We start from the raw sequence: 16482 nt of genomic DNA on the forward strand, positions 1-16482 counted from the left end.
GTTTAAAAATTATTGTAAAACGATAAATATCGATCTGACAAGGAGGGAAAAATGCGTCTCACTCTGCCCACAGTTCTTTATTTCGGCACATGGACGACGCTCGTTGCGGCTCCTGTGATTTTGGTTGTGCTTATCCTGATGGGGCAGTTCTCGCCCGAGGCGATCCGGGCGGCTTTCCCGGATGTGCCGGTATCCGAAATGCAAAGCGACGATCAGATCATTTGCGCCGGGATCGTGGGCCTTGTTCCGTGGCTCATTGGCGCTTGGGTCTTGTATCAGGCGCAGGCTCTATTTGCGCTCTATCGCGGAAATCGCGCGCTCACGCTTGAGGCGGCGCAGATCATCCGCAATCTCGGGGTCGGGATGGTGGTGATCGCCGTGGCGCAGGTTGCGACGCGGACCGTGCAGATCCTGATGCTCACCTCGGCCAATGTCGATGGCGAACGGATGCTGGCGATCCAGTTCGGTTTCGCCCAGGTCGGGCTGCTACTGGCGGCGGGTCTGATGGTGGTGATCGGGCGCAGCATGGTCGAGGCGGCGCGCGCCGTGGACGACATGCGCGGGTTCGTCTGATGGAGATCATCGTGCGGCTCGACGTTGTGTTGGCACAGCGCAAGATGAAGGCCCGGGATCTGGCGGAACAGATCGGCATCTCGGAACAGAATGTCAGTCTCTTGCGCACCGGCAAGGTCAAGGGTATCCGGTTCAATACGCTGGCGCGGATCTGCGAGGTTTTGCAGTGCCAGCCGGGCGATATTCTTGAAGCGGCGCCGCTTGTGGATAAAGATGCCTGAGGCGGGTTCTCCGCCCTTGACGCCACCGCCAATCACTCCTATCTACCGCCATCTCTTAACCGAGAATCACCGTCGCAGCGCGGGTCGCGCCCGTCTGCGGATCACCTGATCAGCTGGGGGCCCCAAGGGTAAAACCGAAGGGCCTTATGTTGTGAAAAAAGGGTCTGGCGTTACGGACCCGCAACGAAAAGGAAGTCATACGTGGCACGTATTGCTGGCGTGAACATTCCCACAGGGAAGCGTGTTCCAATCGCCCTCACCTATATCACCGGTATTGGCCATACCTCTGCAAAAGCCATTTGCGAAGCGGTCAACATCGACGTCACCCGCCGTGTCAACGAACTGAGCGATGCAGAAGTGCTCGCCATTCGGGAACACATCGATGCGAACTACACTGTCGAAGGCGACCTGCGCCGCGAAGTGCAGATGAACATCAAGCGCCTGATGGACCTCGGCTGCTACCGCGGCCTCCGTCATCGTCGTAACCTGCCCGTACGCGGTCAGCGGACCCACACCAACGCTCGTACCCGCAAAGGCCCCGCAAAGGCCATTGCCGGTAAGAAGAAATAAGGGAGGTCTGCACCAATGGCACGTGATACCCGTCGCGGAGGCAAGAAGAAGGTCTCCAAGAACATCGCAGCTGGCGTCGCACATGTGAACTCCAGCTTCAACAACACCAAGATCCTGATCTCCGACGTGCAGGGCAACGCCATTTCGTGGTCGTCTGCCGGTACCATGGGCTTCAAAGGCTCGCGGAAATCCACACCTTACGCGGCCCAGCTGGCTGCCGAAGATGCGGGCCGCAAGGCACAGGAACATGGCGTCAAGACGCTCGAAGTCGAAGTTCAGGGCCCCGGTTCGGGTCGTGAATCGGCTCTGCGCGCGCTGGCAGCTGTCGGCTTCAACATCACCTCGATCCGTGATGTGACCCCGATGGCGCATAACGGCTGCCGTCCGCCGAAGCGCCGCCGCGTCTAAAAGCGAGCACAACAATGGCATGGCCTCACCATTGGGTGGGGTCATGCTTTCGTCATTTTAACCTCGGGCGTTTTTGCCTTTCGGACATGGGGCAGAAACAAGAATGGAGGGACGCATGATCCACAAAAACTGGGCAGAACTGATCAAGCCGACACAGCTTGAGGTCAAGCCGGGCGCTGATCCGTCGCGCGTGGCAACCCTTGTTGCCGAACCGCTCGAGCGGGGCTTTGGTCTCACGCTCGGCAACGCGCTGCGTCGCGTTCTGCTGTCGTCGCTTCAGGGCGCAGCCATCACCAGCGTTCAGATCGACAACGTTCTGCACGAGTTCTCCAGCGTTGCTGGTGTCCGCGAAGACGTGACCGACATCGTTCTGAACCTCAAGGGTGTGTCGCTCCGCATGGAAGTCGAAGGTCCCAAGCGCGTGTCGATCAACGCCAAGGGTCCGGGCGTCGTCACTGCGGGTGATATCTCGGAAACCAACGGCATCGAAGTGCTGAACCGCGACCACGTGATCTGCCACCTCGACGATGGTGCGGATCTCTACATGGAACTGACGGTCAACACCGGCAAAGGCTATGTCTCGGCCGACAAGAACCGCCCCGAAGATGCGCCCATCGGCCTGATGCCGATCGACGCGATCTATTCGCCGGTCAAGAAGGTCGCCTATGACGTTCAGCCGACCCGCGAAGGTCAGGTTCTGGACTATGACAAGCTGACCATGAAGATCGAAACCGATGGGTCGCTGACCCCGGAAGATGCCGTCGCCTATGCTGCGCGCATCATTCAGGACCAGCTGTCGATCTTCGTCAACTTCGACGAGCCGGAATCGGCACGCCCGCAGGACGACGACGATGGTCTTGAGTTCAACCCGCTCCTGCTCAAGAAGGTGGATGAGCTGGAACTCAGCGTCCGCTCTGCGAACTGCCTGAAGAACGACAACATCGTCTATATCGGCGATCTCATTCAGAAAACCGAAGCCGAGATGCTCCGCACCCCGAACTTCGGCCGCAAGTCGCTGAACGAGATCAAGGAAGTGCTGTCCGGCATGGGCCTGCACCTTGGCATGGATGTCGAGGATTGGCCGCCAGACAACATCGAAGACCTGGCGAAAAAGCTGGAAGACAACTTTTAAGAACTTTGGGTGAGGGGCAACTCTCACCCGATCGGGCACCCGCCCCAAGGAGAGTCCCTGACACGCATCGGGGGCCGGACAAAGCAAAAACGCCCGTAGAGGGCACATTAGGAGAAGACACATGCGTCACGCACGAGGCTACCGCCGCCTGAACCGCACCCATGAGCACCGCAAGGCGCTTTTCGCGAACATGGCTGGCTCGCTCATCGAACATGAGCAAATCAAGACAACCCTGCCCAAGGCAAAAGAACTGCGCCCGATCGTTGAAAAGCTGATCACGCTGGGCAAGCGCGGCGATCTGCACGCCCGCCGTCAGGCGCGCGCCGCCCTCAAGCAGGACATGCTGGTCACCAAGCTGTTCGACATCCTTGGCCCGCGTTACACCGAGCGTCAGGGCGGCTATGTCCGCATCCTGAAGGCCGGCTTCCGCTATGGCGACATGGCACCGATGGCGATCATCGAATTCGTCGACCGCGATGTCGACGCCAAAGGCGCGGCTGACAAGGCCCGCATCGCCGAGTTCGAAGCGGCAGACGAAGAATAAGATCACGCCCCAGTGGCACGATCACGGCCCCGCCCATGTGGCGGGGCTTTTTCGTTTTTGGAAGGCCGCGAAAGGTGCTGTTTTTGGGTAAAACTAAGTTACGGCACTTCGTGACGTGTCTTCTTCGTCCAAGACCGTCAGATCATCCTCTCTGGTTATTGTCGAAGATGCACCAAATCGCTCAGCGATCCATGTATGAGTATGTCCGGGAAAGGCGGTTCTGAACCGTTCGATCAGTTTGCTGTAGCCGAACCCGAGTTCAGATGCCTTGCAAACGCGAATTCCTGAGGGATGTCGATGCAGTGCCAACCCACCACCCGCTGGACGTAACTCGTATCCTTTTGCGCGTAGCCGTTGCTGCAGGTCTGCCCATGTTTTGGCGAAGGCGAAGTCTTGGGCGAGGCGCGCGCGCAAGGGCGCGACGAGGTGCTCGTCCGCCCGATTGGGCGGTCTCGCATTCATGCGACGGGAAATTTCTTTCGCCAAGAGATTGCGGACCAATTGACCCAGCGTGATGTCGTCTTCCCGTGCAAGTCTGGCACCGACTCGCATCATCTCTTCGGGAAGTTTGAACTGTACGGTTTCCATGTTGGAACAGAGCGTGCCATTGAATGGTTAACGCTGAGTTTAAACATCCAACTCCTCAACAAACCGCGCGTTTTCCTGAATATACTGGAACCGCAGCTCGGGTTTCTTCCCCATCAGCCGTTCCACCAGATCGCCGGTTTCGCCCGGTTCGTCCTCGTCGATGGTCACCCGAATGAGCTTGCGCGAGGCCGGATCCATCGTGGTTTCCTTGAGGTCCTTCGCGTCCATCTCGCCCAGACCCTTGAAACGCTGGACGTCAATCTTGCCTTTGCCGCCAAGGCCCTTTTCCATCATCCGTTCTTTCTCGGCATCGTCCGCCACGTAGAGCCGCTTGGCCCCTTGCGTCAGGCGATAAAGCGGAGGGCAGGCGAGGTAGAGGTGGCCTGCGTCGATCATCGGGCGCATCTGGGTGAAGAAAAATGTCATCAAAAGCGAGGCAATATGGGCGCCGTCCACGTCGGCATCCGTCATGATGATAATCTTTTCGTAACGCAGATCGTCGACATTGAATTTCGTCCCAAGGCCCACACCCAAGGCCTGTGTCAGATCGCTGATCTCGGCATTGGTCCCCAATTTGGAGGAGGCAGCACCCAGAACGTTCAGGATTTTCCCCCGCAGCGGCAAGAGCGCCTGTGTCTTGCGGTCCCGTGCCATCTTGGCCGATCCACCGGCCGAGTCGCCCTCGACGATGAACAACTCTGTTCCCTCGCGGGTCGCGGATGAGCAATCGACCAGCTTGCCCGGAAGTCGCAGCTTCTTCGTCGCCGACTTGCGCTGGGTCTCTTTCTCCTGTCGCCGCCGCAACCGCTCTTCGGCGCGCAGGACAAGAAAGTCGAGGATCGCACCCGCCGATTTCGTATCTGCTGCCAGCCAGTTGTCGAAATGGTCACGCACCGCGCCTTCGACCAGGCGCTGCGCCTCGGTTGTCGCAAGGCGATCCTTGGTCTGACCCACAAATTCCGGTTCGCGGATGAAACAGGACACCAATGCACATCCGCCCGTGATCAGGTCGTCGCGGGTGATCTGCGCGGCCTTCTTGTTGTTGATCAGCTCTCCATAGGCGCGGATGCCCTTGAGGATCGCGGCCCAGAACCCGGCCTCATGCGTGCCGCCTTCGGGCGTGGGAACGGTGTTACAGTAGGACTGGATGAACCCGTCGCGCGACGGTGTCCAGTTGATCGCCCATTCGACTTTGCCCGGCGCGTTGAACTTTTCACGAAACTCCACAGTGCCGGCGAATGGCTTGTCCGCATAGGTGGACGCCCCGCCCAAAGTCTCGGTCAGGTAATCGGCGAGGCCGCCGGGAAAGTGGAACGTGGCCTCGGTCGGTGTTTCCCCGTCGTTGATCGCGGATTTCCAGCGGATCTCGACCCCGGAAAACAGATAGGCCTTGGAGCGCACCATCTTGAGCAGGCGAGCGGGTTTGAACCGGTGCGATCCGAAAATCTGCTCGTCCGCGTGGAAGGTGACTGTCGTCCCGCGCCGGTTCGGCGCCTGACCAACCTTGGCCACAGGGCCAAGCGGCACCCCGCGCGAGAAGCGCTGTTCGTAGACTTCCTTGTTCCGCGCGACCTGCACCACCATCGAATCGGACAGCGCGTTCACCACAGAGGCACCGACACCGTGCAGACCGCCCGATGTCTCGTAGGCGTCGCCCGAAAACTTGCCGCCCGCGTGCAGGGTACACAGGATCACCTCAAGCGCGGATTTGCCGGGAAATTTCGGGTGCGGGTCAATCGGGATGCCGCGCCCGTTGTCGCGGATGGTGACGGCGTAATCCTCGTGCAACTCGACCTCGATCCGGTTGGCGTGTCCCGCCACCGCCTCGTCCATCGAGTTGTCCAGAACCTCGGCCACAAGATGATGCAGCGCGCGTTCATCCGTGCCGCCAATATACATGCCGGGGCGCTTGCGAACGGGTTCCAGCCCTTCCAGCACCTCGATTGACGAGGCATCATAGTCGGTCGGTTCGTGTCCGGAGAGGAGGTCTTCGGCCATGGCAGCTGCTCTGTGTTTGTTGCTTTGCGGGCCAGTATGACAGAGCGTTGCGCAGGGGGGAAGCGCTAGCGTGGCCTAGCTGGGCTTGTCATCGCCCATCAATCGCTCGGCCTTGCGGCGCACCAGCACACCGCGCAGGTCGTGCATCGCGAGAAGCAGCGCATCCGTCACCGTTTCAAGCTGTTCGCGGGTGGCGCGGGATTGGGCCCATTGGGTGGTGAGGTTCAAATGGTCGACGGTCCGCAGGATGTCATCCACATCACGATCTGCCAGAATGGTTTGCCGGTCTTGCATCCAATCGCGAATGACCGACACATCGTCTTCGCTCAGAGTGCGCTCGCCATGAGGTTTGATCTCACCATTGCGGATGTTGACCACGGCGATCTGGTCCATCTCGATCCGTCGTTGCGGGTTCTCTGTATCCACTCGAAACACAAGAGCGCCGTTTTCGCGTACCCTGAAATAGTAATCGGGCAGGTCTCCAGCCATATTCGCCTCTCGCCTGTATTGCCGACAGGCTAACAACTCACGTTAAGGTAAACCAGCCTTTGTCTGACATGGCTCACGGGGAAATTTCTTTAAAGAACCTCAAGCCTGTATCAGGACAGACCCGCGCAGAAAGCCTGGATGCGATTACAGGCCTCCGTCAAGGCCTCATCCGAAGTGGCATAGCTGACGCGGAAATAAGGGCTAAGGCCGAACGCGGCACCAAAAACAACCGCAACGCCGTGTTCTTCCAGCAATGCCGTGGCAAAGGCTTCGTCGGTGTCGATCAGAGTACCGCCCGCACTGGTCTTGCCAATACAGCCCGCGATGGACGGGTACACATAGAACGCGCCCTCCGGTACGGCACAGGTGATGCCCTCGCAGGCGTTCAGACCGGCCACCACGAGATCCCGCCGCTTACGGAACGCCTCATTGCGCTCGGCCAGAAACTCCTGAGGTCCGTTCAACGCTTCAACCGTCGCCCATTGGCTGATCGAGCAGGGGTTGGTCGTGGATTGTGATTGAAGCTTGCGCATCGCCGCGATCAAGTGTTCCGGTCCCGCCGCATAGCCGATACGCCAGCCCGTCATCGCATAGGATTTCGACACGCCGTTCACCGTCAGCGTGCGATCATACAGCCCCGGCTCGACCTGCGCGGGGGTGCAGAACTGAAAGCCGTCATAGGCTAGATGTTCGTACATGTCGTCGGTCATCACCCAGACATGCGGGTGGCGCATCAAAACATCCGTCAATGCTTTCAACTGGTTGTGGCCATAGCCCGCACCCGTCGGATTCGACGGCGAATTGAAGATGAACCACTTGGTCTTGGGCGTGATCGCCGCCTCAAGCGCTTCTGGGGAAATGCGGAACCCGTCTTCGAGTGTCGTTTCCACGATCACCGGTTCGCCGCCGCCAAGGCGCACCATGTCGGGATAGCTGACCCAATAGGGGGCTGGGATAATCACCTCGTCGCCGGGGTTCAGTGTGGCCAGCAGAGCGTTATACAGCACCTGCTTTCCGCCTGTGGAAACCGTCACCTGAGACGGCGTGTAGTCCAAACCGTTCTCACGCTTGAACTTGGCGCAGATCGCCAGTTTGACCTCGGGGATGCCATCGACTGCGGTGTACTTCGTTTTTCCCGCTTCGATCGCCGCAATTGCAGCGGCCTTAATGTTGTCCGGCGTGTCAAAGTCTGGCTCACCGGCACCCAAGCCAATGACATCGTGACCCGCTGCCTTCAGCTCCATCGCCTTTTGCGAAACGGCCACGGTGGGAGAGGGACTGACGCGGGCAAGTGTGTCGGAAAGAAACGGCATGGTCGGCCCCTGTTTGTGATTACCCCGCAACTGTCTTAGGGTGCGCGAGAAACACGATCAAGCGATGATCGCGAAAGGAGAACGGATGACCGAGAGCGACCAGAACTGGTATGCCGCTGAAATTGCAACCTTTGGCGACCGCATGACGGCAGCCCGCGAGGCTGCTGGCATGACGCAGGAGGCGCTGGCGAAACGTCTGGGTGTCAAAAAAAGCACGCTGCGCAACTGGGAAAACGACGTGGCCGAACCGCGCGCCAACCGCTTGTCGATGCTGGCGGGTCTATTGAATGTTTCGATGATGTGGCTCATCAACGGCGAGGGCGAAGGGATCGACGGCCCCGATGTCGAAGCGATGCCATCGGACCTGAGCGAAATCATTCTTGAAATCCGTGAAATGAAATCGGAACTCCATGCCAAGGCTGAACAATTGGCACGGCTTGAAAAACGCCTGCGCAATGTGATGGTGTCCTCAACATGAACGAACCCCGCGAACATCGTCTGAAACGCCTGTCCATGCGATCTATGCGCCGGGGCATCAAGGAGATGGACATCATCTTGTCGCGCTATGCAGAGCTTCGGCTGCAAGGGTTCGACGATGCCATGCTCGACCGGTACGATGCACTTTTGTCGGAAAACGATCAGGACCTGTACCAATGGGTCAGTGGACAAAGACCGCCGCCCGACAATTTGCGCGACATGATTTCCGATATCTCGGAAGTTGCGTTCCAGCGGTGATCTGAAAAGAGTTCTGCCTGCTTAACTGAATGTTGGTGATTATGGTCGATTCTCGCGCCTGACGGACAAGGCGGAGAAACGAATGAGCATTCATGCATCGGTAGATCGGGGCGGTGCCAACGCCATGTTGGACGGCTATCTTGAGGCGCTCGCTTTGGTAGAGCGGCTTCATCGTTTGCTGCTGGATGTGATCAAGGATGAGTTCGAACGGGTCGGTATCATCGAAATCAACGCAGTCCAAGCGCTGCTGCTGTTCAATATCGGCGATAACGAAGTGACCGCAGGCGAATTGAAAACCCGCGGGTACTATCAAGGCAGCAATGTCAGCTACAATCTCAAGAAGCTGGTGGATATGGGCTACATGCACCATCAGCGCTGCGAGATTGATCGCCGCTCGGTCCGGGTGCGGCTGACACCACGCGGCCGGGAAATCCGCGATCTGATTTCGGCGCTGTTTGCCCGCCATGCCGACGGGCTGATCGCCAAGAATGTGATCGACCACGGCACATTGGGCGATATGAGCAGCACGCTGCGCCGGATGGAGCGCTACTGGACTGATCAGATCCGCTATATCTACTAACCGGGGCGGGGTGCCTCGACAGGATTGGCACTCAGGATTCTGTCGTTCAACTCGCGGAACAGCTTGCGGGTCATGGCCTCTTTGTAGCCCTGATACCCTTCGGACGTTTCGACGAACGCTCCAAATCCATAGCGGACTTCGCGGTGGAAATAATCCAGCACATCGTCGGACCCGCCCAAAACGGCCAGACCATTGACGGTCACATTGGCGAAGGGAAAGTTCTTGTAGGCAAGCCTTGGTGGAAAGCCGTCATTGTTTTCGCCGTCGCCGGACAGATCGATCACCTGACGGTCGCAGCTGGGACCGCGCGACAGCAGGGTGGCGCCGTATCCCAACGCGTACCCCATCGCCGTCGGAAAGCGGGTATGGCTGCGCGGGGCAGACAGCAGGGTCTGAATCACGTCGTCTATGGCCGCATCATCGGTCAGCGCGACCCAATTGCTGACCATCGCGCTTTGCCGCCGACCGCTCCATTCATAGATGGCGATGGCGACATGCCCGTCCCCATCAAGGATCGCACTGCGGATCAAAGGATCGCCCAACGCGGCGGCAAGGCCGTCGCGCTGGAGGATGTATTCTTCGGCGTCGACCGAGGACGACACATCGAGTGCCAGTAGAAGCGCAAGACGGCAATGCGATGGCTGCGCGTTGGATGGGGTGAGAAGCCCCGTCCAAATCATCAGCGCCAAAGCTGCCAGGATGCGCCGCATCACGTCACCAGTGGCCGGTGTTTTCCATGCTGGCCCACGGTTCCTGCGGGGGCAGAGCATCGCCGAGTTGCAGCAGTTCGATCGAGATATTGTCGGGGGACCGGACAAAGGCCATATGCCCGTCGCGCGGCGGGCGGTTGATCGTCACGCCGTTGTCCATCAGATGCTGGCACAGCTCGTAGATGTTATCCACCCGGTAGGCCAGATGCCCGAAATGACGGCTGTCGGAGGGCAAACCGTCATCCCCATCCCAATTATACGTCAGTTCGACCGGGCATTCCTCCTGCCCCTCGGGTGCCATGAAAATCAGGGTAAACCGGCCCTTTTCGTTGTCCGTACGGCGGGTCTCTTTCAGACCCAGCAAGCTGTAGAATTTCATCGAAGCGTCCAGGTCTTTGACCCGGACCATGGTGTGGAGATAGCGAAGGGGCATAACATCCTCTTGAGTTGGTTCGCCAAGAGGCTAGGCCAATTCACCGGGATGTCGAGGGTGAAAGCGGGGTCAGAAGGCCGAGCGGATGCCCAGTTGTATTCCGAAATTCTCGGTCTCGTAGAGGTCGATATTGGCGTGCGTGCGTTCCGCGTTGAGCGTGACCGTCGGAATGAACCCGTAGAAATCCATCTCTGGCAGCGCGGCCGTCACGGTAGCCTGAAGGCTGCGTTCATCGCGCCCATCGGTTGTCAGGCTTGAGCGGTCATGGATTTTCTCGGACAGGGTCAGGCCGAATTCCAACTGTGCGGGACCGATCGGTTTTGCGAGCCCATACCGAGCCGAGATTGCCCGTTGGGTGTAGTCAAGGTAGTCTGCGTCGCTTTCCGATTGGATGAAACTGGTCGACACAGACACGGTGTTGCCGCTGGCCAGCGACATCCCATAGCCCAGATGCGCGCTCCAGATGGTGGCGTCGTCGCGGGTCCCTTCGCCGGACTGGCCTTCGCGGCTTACCGAAAAGCTCAGCATTCCGTTGGGCCCGGTCGCGCGCCGATAATTCGTGCCAAGCCGTGTGTAGGACAAGAGCGGTTCGCCCCCGTACCACGTGTGCCCCAGGCGCGCGTCCCACCCCAGCCGCGACCGACCCCCGGGCAGGGCATAATCCTCTTGAAGGCCGATGAAGACTGAACTTGTGGCGAAATCCGACCCTTCGGCATCCGGAGCGATGTCCTTGGCGTCGTCGGACAGGACATAGGTGCGGTGCGATGCGCCAAAGAGCAGGTCAGTGCGCTTGCGCTCGGTGTTGACCAGCCGGTATCGCGTGCTGAGGCCTGTGGAGATTTCGACGCCCGACAATGCGCGGGCTTCCCCTTCGAGGGCAAATTCGAACGGGAGGCCGAACAGTTCGGAGGTTTCGTTGCGGCTGCCGTTGTTGATGTTGGAGCTGGGAGCGATTGAGAAGCGCAGCGCTGTGGACCACGGATTCTGACGGCGCACATAGCGGAAATCCTCGGCCGCGCGCGCTTTCAACCCGTCATCCGGAGCGATTTGTACGGCGCGGCGCAGCCAGAGTTGCGCCGCCGTGCGCCTCCCGGAGGATGACAGCGCCTGTGCCATGGCAAGTGCGGCAGCATATCGGGCGTTCTCGCCCTCAGCCAAGGCCCAGGCGCGGCGCGCATGGGTCAGGGCTTCGTCGTTGCGGCCAAGATTGCGCGCGGCGCGAGACCGGATGAGATGCGCATCAAGATCGGTCTCGTCGCGTTCGATCAAGGCCCCGGTCAGATCATAGGCAAGCCCAGCCTGACCCTGAAGCACCGCCTGCCCGGCAAGATCCCGCATCTGCTCGGGGCTGAGCACGGCTTGGGCAGAGGCCTGTGCCGCCGCAAAGGCCAAAGCGCCGAGTGTCAGGCCAATCCGGCGGGACCAGCGGAGCATCACTGGCGGTAGACGATGAACCCACCGGTTTCCTGGTAGGTCGTGCTGTCGTCGAACCGAGGATCGTTACCGGTCATGACAAGCACACCCACGATTTCACCCGCATCATCGCCCGAGATGATGGCATAATAGGTGCCTTCACCGCTTTCGATCGTTTCGCCATTGTCGAATTCGGCGATTTCGAAAATCTCACTGGCGATTTCGCCGTTGGAGTCAGCGTCATCCGGCGAAATCACAGGGCGGATGCGTGGCAGAACCGGGTTGCCGTCTGCATCGGTTTCGAGCACCAGCGACCGGGTTGTGGTGCCATCATCGGCTTCATCTCCGCGCCCCAAAGCGTCGAGATAGGCACGCGTGATTTCCGTTCCGTTGATGTCATAAAGGCGCCGGTTGCTGACGAACAGGGCCACACCGCGATTGCCGTCGTTGAAGTCCTTGAAGTCGACGATCATTTCCGCGTCGCCTTCCACATATTCAAGGCCGCCACGACCGGTGAACACGCGGATGCCTGCGTAGTCGCCGGTGTAACGGGCGTCGCCATCGTCGGGCAGGACAAGGCGCACTTCATTGCCGTCGTCGTCGAAGCCGTTGCGCTGATACACAAAGCCACCAAAGCCGTAATCGACATAGGAGCCAGAACGGACGATGGCGAATTCGGTTTCACCGGTGGTGCTGCGACCATAGATCGCTCGGTAGGTGAAGGTGCGCAGCGTTGTGCCGGTCACCGGGTCTTCGGTGGTTTCAGCACCTTCGTAAACCGCAAAAGAGCCCAACTGCGCCACACCGGTCACGGGGTCGCCGCGGGTGTAGATGTTGTTGCCGTCAAAGGCGATGTTGTCGACGAAGAATTCATCCTGACCTTCGTCATTGAGGTACCGGATGTTCGTTGCATAGCCGCCGCCGGTTTCCTCGTCCCGCTCTTCGCGGCGCACGATCTGGGAATTCGGGGTCGGGTTGGTGGTACCGGGGGGCAGGTCCGGCGTGCCACGGGTGCTGTCAATCGGCGTTTCATCCGTGCCGCCATCAGTCCCGCCGTCGGTGCCTTCCCCGGTGGTTGGCGATTGCAGCACGTCACCGCCGCCGCTGTCGCACGCGGCCACGAAACCCAGACACAGGATAAGAAGAAGAATACGCGTCATTTTATTACTGCCCCGGCTTGCTTTGGCCTTTTTCGCGACCACTCAACGCGAAAATCCGGCAGGTGTGTGTGAAAGTCAACGCAAAGCACAGCCCATCCTGTGAAAAAGACCCATACTGCGGCCTCGGTGCAAGATACCATCCTTGGTGGTTCCTACGGGCATACCCGCGAGATATAGTCGGGGACGACTCATCCTAGTGGGAAAGGATTCGCAATGCCCCTGTCGCCGGAACAAGAGGCCGAAATCTCCGAACAGCGCAGCGCGCCACAGCAGACGCTGCGCGCGGTCAGCGAGGGTATGGAGGGGCACCTTTACACCGCCTATCCTGTTCTGGATCACGGGTTCATCCGTGTGGTGGATTACATGGGCGACGACGCCGCGATCTGTCAGGCGGCGCGCGTATCGTACGGCAAGGGCACGAAATCGGTACAGAATGATGAAGGGCTGATCCGGTATCTGATGCGGCACTGGCATTCGACGCCGTTCGAGATGTGCGAGATCAAGCTGCACGTCAAACTTCCCGTCTTCGTGGCGCGTCAGTGGATCCGGCACCGCACCGCGAACGTGAACGAATACTCGGCACGGTATTCGATTCTGGACCGGGAGTTCTACATCCCCGCGCCCGAACATCTGAACGCGCAGTCGGTGATCAACAATCAGGGGCGCGGTGCGGCTTTGGAAGGCGAGGAAGCGGACCGAGTGCTGCGCTACCTGCGCGATGACGCGATGCGCTGCTATGATCATTACGAAGAGATGATCAGCCAGGACGGCCAGCAGGGACTGGCCCGCGAACTGGCCCGAATGAACCTGCCCGCGAACATCTACACGCAATGGTATTGGAAGGTCGATCTGCACAACCTGCTCCATTTCCTCCGACTCAGGGCAGATTCGCATGCGCAGTATGAAATAAGGGTTTACGCCGAAGAGATTTGCAAAGTCGTCGCCGACTGGGTCCCCTTCGCCTACCGCGCCTTCGAGGATTACCGCATGGGGGGCGCGACGCTCTCCTCGACTGCGCTGGATTGCGTCCGGCGGATGCTCAAGGGCGAGACCGTGACGCAGGAAAACTCCGGCATGTCCAAGGGGGAATGGCGGGAGTTTGAGGGCTTGCTCAATGAGTGAAGAGCATGATCAAGCGCTGAAAAGCTTGCTTAGGATTAAGGGTTTTGATCCAAACGAGCTAGTTCAGAATAAGAAGCTTGGAGAGAACGATTTCAAAAATGCCGTGGAGCCAGCCAAAAGGGTAATTAGTCTTTACCAAAGAATTCCAGATTCTATTGTGTCTGACCTATCCAAAGGATCCGCAAGAGCTTTGAAGAGGTCTGCCGATGTGACCTTTAGTCGGTTCGAAGAAATTCTTCAGTTTGATCTTGAGGAGGGTGCAGTAAAGAGTCGACGTGATAGCTTGATTGCAGCTTTGGAGGCTGGCTACGATAGTGCATTTGATGAATTGTTGCCAATAATCTCATTTTCGATTGCTGACACCTCGGACTTCCCGCAGCTTGAGGCTCGGGGACGTGCCGCAATACAGGCAATCTCGGATGAGACAAAAGAAATTCGCGAAGAAATCTCCACCACGCTCAATAGCGCAAATGAGCTGTTGGACGAGGTTCGCAATGTTGCTGCCGAGGAAGGAGTATTAAAGCAAGCAAAGTTTTTCAAGGAAGAGGCCGACAACCATGTGATAAGTGCAAATAAATGGCTGGTGGCCGCTGTTGTTAGCGTCCTAATTCTGTTAGTTTATACAGTTGCTATGTTGCTGCTTGCTCAAAAGCCGTTTTTCCAGAATGCTACTACCTACGGCTTTCTTCAGATTGCAATAAGTAAAGTTCTTGTGTTTTCGGTTCTAACATATGCTGCGATTGCGTGCGTTAAGAATTACCGAAGCCATAGGCACAACGCAGTTGTAAATAAACACCGCCAAAACGCACTGATGACATATCGGACATTGAGTGAAGCTGGAGCTTCACCAGAAGCTCGTGATACGATTCTGAACCACGCTGCCGCAGCGATTTATTCTCCAGTCGACAGTGGTTATGTTTCCAACGAAGAGCGAGGATACGGAACCAGTTTGCCTGCAATTTCATTGACGCCTCGGGCGAGTGTGCCATCGCTTGGTGAGTAAAGGTGACGGGCGCTTAAACAATTGCAACTTCGCGAGAAGTGCATTGATCGGTTTTACCCCAAAACACCCGGCCAGTTGGCTTCGGCCTTGGCGGTGTTCGCGTCGAGATTGCGTTCGAACCGGCGGCGGACCGAGAGCGAAAAATTGAGGTAGAGCTTGTCATTGTGGATCGTCCACGCTTCGGGAACCGTGGGCGCGATGTAGCCCTGGCTGACGGCCCAGGCGCAGTAGCCTCCGAAAGCGGGCTCGTAGGCGGAGGGGTTGGCGGCGAACGCATCGGCAGAGCCCTGGTCGGCAAAGCGCCATTCGGCCCCTTTGTGGTTCACGGTGAAGGCCGCGTTGCCGCTGACAGGACCGTTCGCGGTGAAATAGCCAACCGGGTCCGAGCCGTCGATGGCGATGCCGCCTTCCTGGTAGATCTCGGGTTCGCGGGCCAGAGCCGGACGGGCGAGCCAGAGTGCAGGTGTGGCAAGGGCGAGGGCGGAAAATGTGCGGCGGTGCATGGGCGTTCATCCTTTTTCAACAACTCTGCGCCAAAGATGGCAGCGAACGCCACGGAAAGAAGGAGGTTGATACACATCTCGCAGTGTCGTGAAATACCGTCATCGCCCAGCAGGCCCTTGGCATTGGGGCGTGTCCCGCTTATACGCCCGGTCTGATCCCGAACAGCCGGAGGCCCATGATGCAGGGCAGCGCCAATCTCAACATCATGATCAAAGCCGCCCGCAAGGCGGGTCGGTCGCTCAACAAGGATTTCCGCGAGGTCGAGAATCTGCAGACCTCGGCGTCGAATGCCGTGGAATTCGTGTCACGGTCGGCGTCGGCCGCAGGAGCCATTCTGCGCGATGATCTGACCGGTGCACGCGGCACCTATGGGTATATTGATCCGACCGGTGAAACAGATGGCGAAGACCCGACGCGCCGCTGGATCGTGAACCCGCTTGAGGGGAATGCGAATTTCCTGCACGGGCAGCCGCATTTTGCGGTGTCCATAGCGCTCGAGCATAAGGGTCAGATCGTGTCTGCGGTGGTGTTCGACCCGGCCAAGGACGAAATGTTCTACGCCGAAAAAGGCCAGGGTGCCTGGCTGAACGACAACAAACGCGTCCGTGTGTCGAGCCGGACCAAGCTGGTCGAGGCGGTTCTGGGCCATGCGGTGCCGTTCAGTGTGAAGCGGACATTGCCCGCGACGCTCAAGGATCTGGCTCGCGTGATGCCGGAATGTTCGGGGATGCGCGCCTCGGGATCGTCGGCTCTGGATCTGGCCTATGTGGCGGCCGGACGATTTGACGGGTTCTGGCAACGCGAAGGCGCGGTGACGGACCTGGCGGCGGGGCTTTTGATTGCTTCTGAAGCCGGTGCTTTGGTCGAAGGTGTACGCCCGGGACAGGTGCCGTTGGAAGACGGGTCCGTTCTGTGCGCCAACAACCAGATTTTCGCGGCTCTAGCCAAGGTGATCCGCACAACCGACTGACGAAGGGCTATCCCGT

Annotated in this window: 21 protein-coding genes; 12 read left to right on the forward strand and 9 right to left on the reverse strand. The window is 58.8% G+C overall.

Going from position 1 to position 16482, the window contains the following annotated elements:
- The first annotated feature begins 51 nt into the window (after positions 1-51).
- The 6 genes from ACMVPR_RS21785 to rplQ all read left to right on the forward strand — a co-directional run bounded on the left by ACMVPR_RS21785 (position 52) and on the right by rplQ (position 3448).
- Entirely contained in the window at positions 52-573 is a 522-nt protein-coding gene (locus ACMVPR_RS21785) for a hypothetical protein (RefSeq protein ID WP_416884552.1), read from the forward strand.
- Entirely contained in the window at positions 573-794 is a 222-nt protein-coding gene (locus ACMVPR_RS21790) for a helix-turn-helix domain-containing protein (protein ID WP_416884553.1), read from the forward strand. Before ACMVPR_RS21785 ends, ACMVPR_RS21790 begins: the two co-directional genes overlap by 1 nt.
- Positions 795-995: 201 nt before the next feature.
- Positions 996-1364: a 30S ribosomal protein S13 gene (rpsM, locus tag ACMVPR_RS21795; protein WP_292268151.1), complete on the forward strand. Its 369-nt coding sequence runs from the start codon at positions 996-998 to the stop codon at positions 1362-1364.
- Positions 1365-1379: 15 nt separating this feature from the next.
- Positions 1380-1772 carry a 30S ribosomal protein S11 gene (gene rpsK / locus ACMVPR_RS21800; RefSeq protein WP_021693342.1) on the forward strand — a complete coding sequence of 131 codons (393 nt, stop codon included), beginning with the start codon at positions 1380-1382 and terminating at the stop codon, positions 1770-1772.
- Between the two features lie 115 nt (positions 1773-1887).
- Positions 1888-2904 (forward strand): DNA-directed RNA polymerase subunit alpha, encoded by a 1017-nt coding sequence (locus ACMVPR_RS21805; protein ID WP_416884554.1) that lies wholly within the window; start codon positions 1888-1890, stop codon positions 2902-2904.
- 121 nt (positions 2905-3025) lie between these two features.
- Positions 3026-3448 (forward strand): 50S ribosomal protein L17, encoded by a 423-nt coding sequence (gene rplQ, locus ACMVPR_RS21810; RefSeq protein ID WP_416884555.1) that lies wholly within the window; start codon positions 3026-3028, stop codon positions 3446-3448.
- 93 nt (positions 3449-3541) lie between these two features.
- Here the strand turns inward: rplQ and ACMVPR_RS21815 are convergent, their stop codons facing one another.
- From ACMVPR_RS21815 to ACMVPR_RS21830, 4 genes are all read right to left on the reverse strand, one after another.
- Positions 3542-4036 (reverse strand): hypothetical protein, encoded by a 495-nt coding sequence (locus ACMVPR_RS21815; protein ID WP_416884556.1) that lies wholly within the window; start codon positions 4034-4036, stop codon positions 3542-3544.
- Positions 4037-4075: 39 nt separating this feature from the next.
- The gene (parE, locus tag ACMVPR_RS21820; RefSeq protein WP_416884557.1) at positions 4076-6034 is read right to left on the reverse strand and encodes a DNA topoisomerase IV subunit B; all 1959 of its coding nucleotides are present in this window, start codon (positions 6032-6034) and stop codon (positions 4076-4078) included.
- A 75-nt stretch (positions 6035-6109) separates the two neighbouring features.
- The gene (locus tag ACMVPR_RS21825) at positions 6110-6523 is read right to left on the reverse strand and encodes a hypothetical protein (RefSeq protein WP_300581563.1); all 414 of its coding nucleotides are present in this window, start codon (positions 6521-6523) and stop codon (positions 6110-6112) included.
- Between the two features lie 110 nt (positions 6524-6633).
- Positions 6634-7836, reverse strand: coding sequence for a pyridoxal phosphate-dependent aminotransferase (locus tag ACMVPR_RS21830; RefSeq protein WP_416884558.1), 1203 nt, complete (start codon positions 7834-7836; stop codon positions 6634-6636).
- An 85-nt stretch (positions 7837-7921) separates the two neighbouring features.
- Between ACMVPR_RS21830 and ACMVPR_RS21835 the strand changes: the two genes are divergently transcribed.
- The 3 genes from ACMVPR_RS21835 (at position 7922) to ACMVPR_RS21845 (ending at position 9151) form a co-directional block, all read left to right on the forward strand.
- Entirely contained in the window at positions 7922-8314 is a 393-nt protein-coding gene (locus ACMVPR_RS21835; RefSeq protein WP_292269371.1) for a helix-turn-helix domain-containing protein, read from the forward strand.
- Complete coding sequence (locus tag ACMVPR_RS21840; protein ID WP_300581556.1) at positions 8311-8571, forward strand: succinate dehydrogenase assembly factor 2; 261 nt, start codon at positions 8311-8313, stop codon at positions 8569-8571. The genes ACMVPR_RS21835 and ACMVPR_RS21840 overlap by 4 nt, the downstream gene beginning before the upstream one ends.
- Before the next feature lie 82 nt (positions 8572-8653).
- The gene (locus tag ACMVPR_RS21845) at positions 8654-9151 is read left to right on the forward strand and encodes a MarR family winged helix-turn-helix transcriptional regulator (protein WP_300581553.1); all 498 of its coding nucleotides are present in this window, start codon (positions 8654-8656) and stop codon (positions 9149-9151) included.
- Here the strand turns inward: ACMVPR_RS21845 and ACMVPR_RS21850 are convergent.
- The 4 genes from ACMVPR_RS21850 to ACMVPR_RS21865 all read right to left on the reverse strand — a co-directional run bounded on the left by ACMVPR_RS21850 (position 9148) and on the right by ACMVPR_RS21865 (position 12867).
- On the reverse strand, positions 9148-9861 hold the full coding sequence (locus ACMVPR_RS21850) for a DUF1194 domain-containing protein (protein ID WP_416884559.1): 714 nt from the start codon (positions 9859-9861) through the stop codon (positions 9148-9150). The genes ACMVPR_RS21845 and ACMVPR_RS21850 overlap by 4 nt on opposite strands.
- A 4-nt stretch (positions 9862-9865) precedes the next feature.
- Complete coding sequence (locus ACMVPR_RS21855; RefSeq protein WP_292269382.1) at positions 9866-10294, reverse strand: VOC family protein; 429 nt, start codon at positions 10292-10294, stop codon at positions 9866-9868.
- A gap of 69 nt (positions 10295-10363) precedes the next feature.
- Positions 10364-11728, reverse strand: a complete 1365-nt coding sequence (locus tag ACMVPR_RS21860) for a tetratricopeptide repeat protein (protein ID WP_416884560.1) — start codon at positions 11726-11728, stop codon at positions 10364-10366.
- The gene (locus ACMVPR_RS21865; RefSeq protein ID WP_416884561.1) at positions 11728-12867 is read right to left on the reverse strand and encodes a hypothetical protein; all 1140 of its coding nucleotides are present in this window, start codon (positions 12865-12867) and stop codon (positions 11728-11730) included. The genes ACMVPR_RS21860 and ACMVPR_RS21865 overlap by 1 nt, the downstream gene beginning before the upstream one ends.
- Before the next feature lie 213 nt (positions 12868-13080).
- Between ACMVPR_RS21865 and thyX the strand changes: the two genes are divergently transcribed.
- Together thyX and ACMVPR_RS21875 are read left to right on the forward strand one after the other, a co-directional pair.
- Complete coding sequence (gene thyX / locus ACMVPR_RS21870) at positions 13081-13989, forward strand: FAD-dependent thymidylate synthase (RefSeq protein ID WP_416884562.1); 909 nt, start codon at positions 13081-13083, stop codon at positions 13987-13989.
- Positions 13982-14992, forward strand: a complete 1011-nt coding sequence (locus ACMVPR_RS21875; protein WP_416884563.1) for a hypothetical protein — start codon at positions 13982-13984, stop codon at positions 14990-14992. The genes thyX and ACMVPR_RS21875 overlap by 8 nt, the downstream gene beginning before the upstream one ends.
- Positions 14993-15045: 53 nt before the next feature.
- Here ACMVPR_RS21875 and ACMVPR_RS21880 read toward each other — a convergent pair whose 3' ends face one another.
- Positions 15046-15495, reverse strand: a complete 450-nt coding sequence (locus ACMVPR_RS21880) for a YHS domain-containing (seleno)protein (RefSeq protein ID WP_416884564.1) — start codon at positions 15493-15495, stop codon at positions 15046-15048.
- A 179-nt stretch (positions 15496-15674) separates the two neighbouring features.
- Between ACMVPR_RS21880 and ACMVPR_RS21885 the strand changes: the two genes are divergently transcribed.
- Positions 15675-16466, forward strand: a complete 792-nt coding sequence (locus ACMVPR_RS21885; protein ID WP_416884695.1) for an inositol monophosphatase family protein — start codon at positions 15675-15677, stop codon at positions 16464-16466.
- The last annotated feature ends 16 nt before the right edge of the window (positions 16467-16482 follow it).

Origin of the sequence: Marivita sp., from assembly GCF_048006345.1 — a bacterium.
In the GTDB taxonomy this organism is placed as follows: Bacteria; Pseudomonadota; Alphaproteobacteria; order Rhodobacterales; family Rhodobacteraceae; genus Marivita.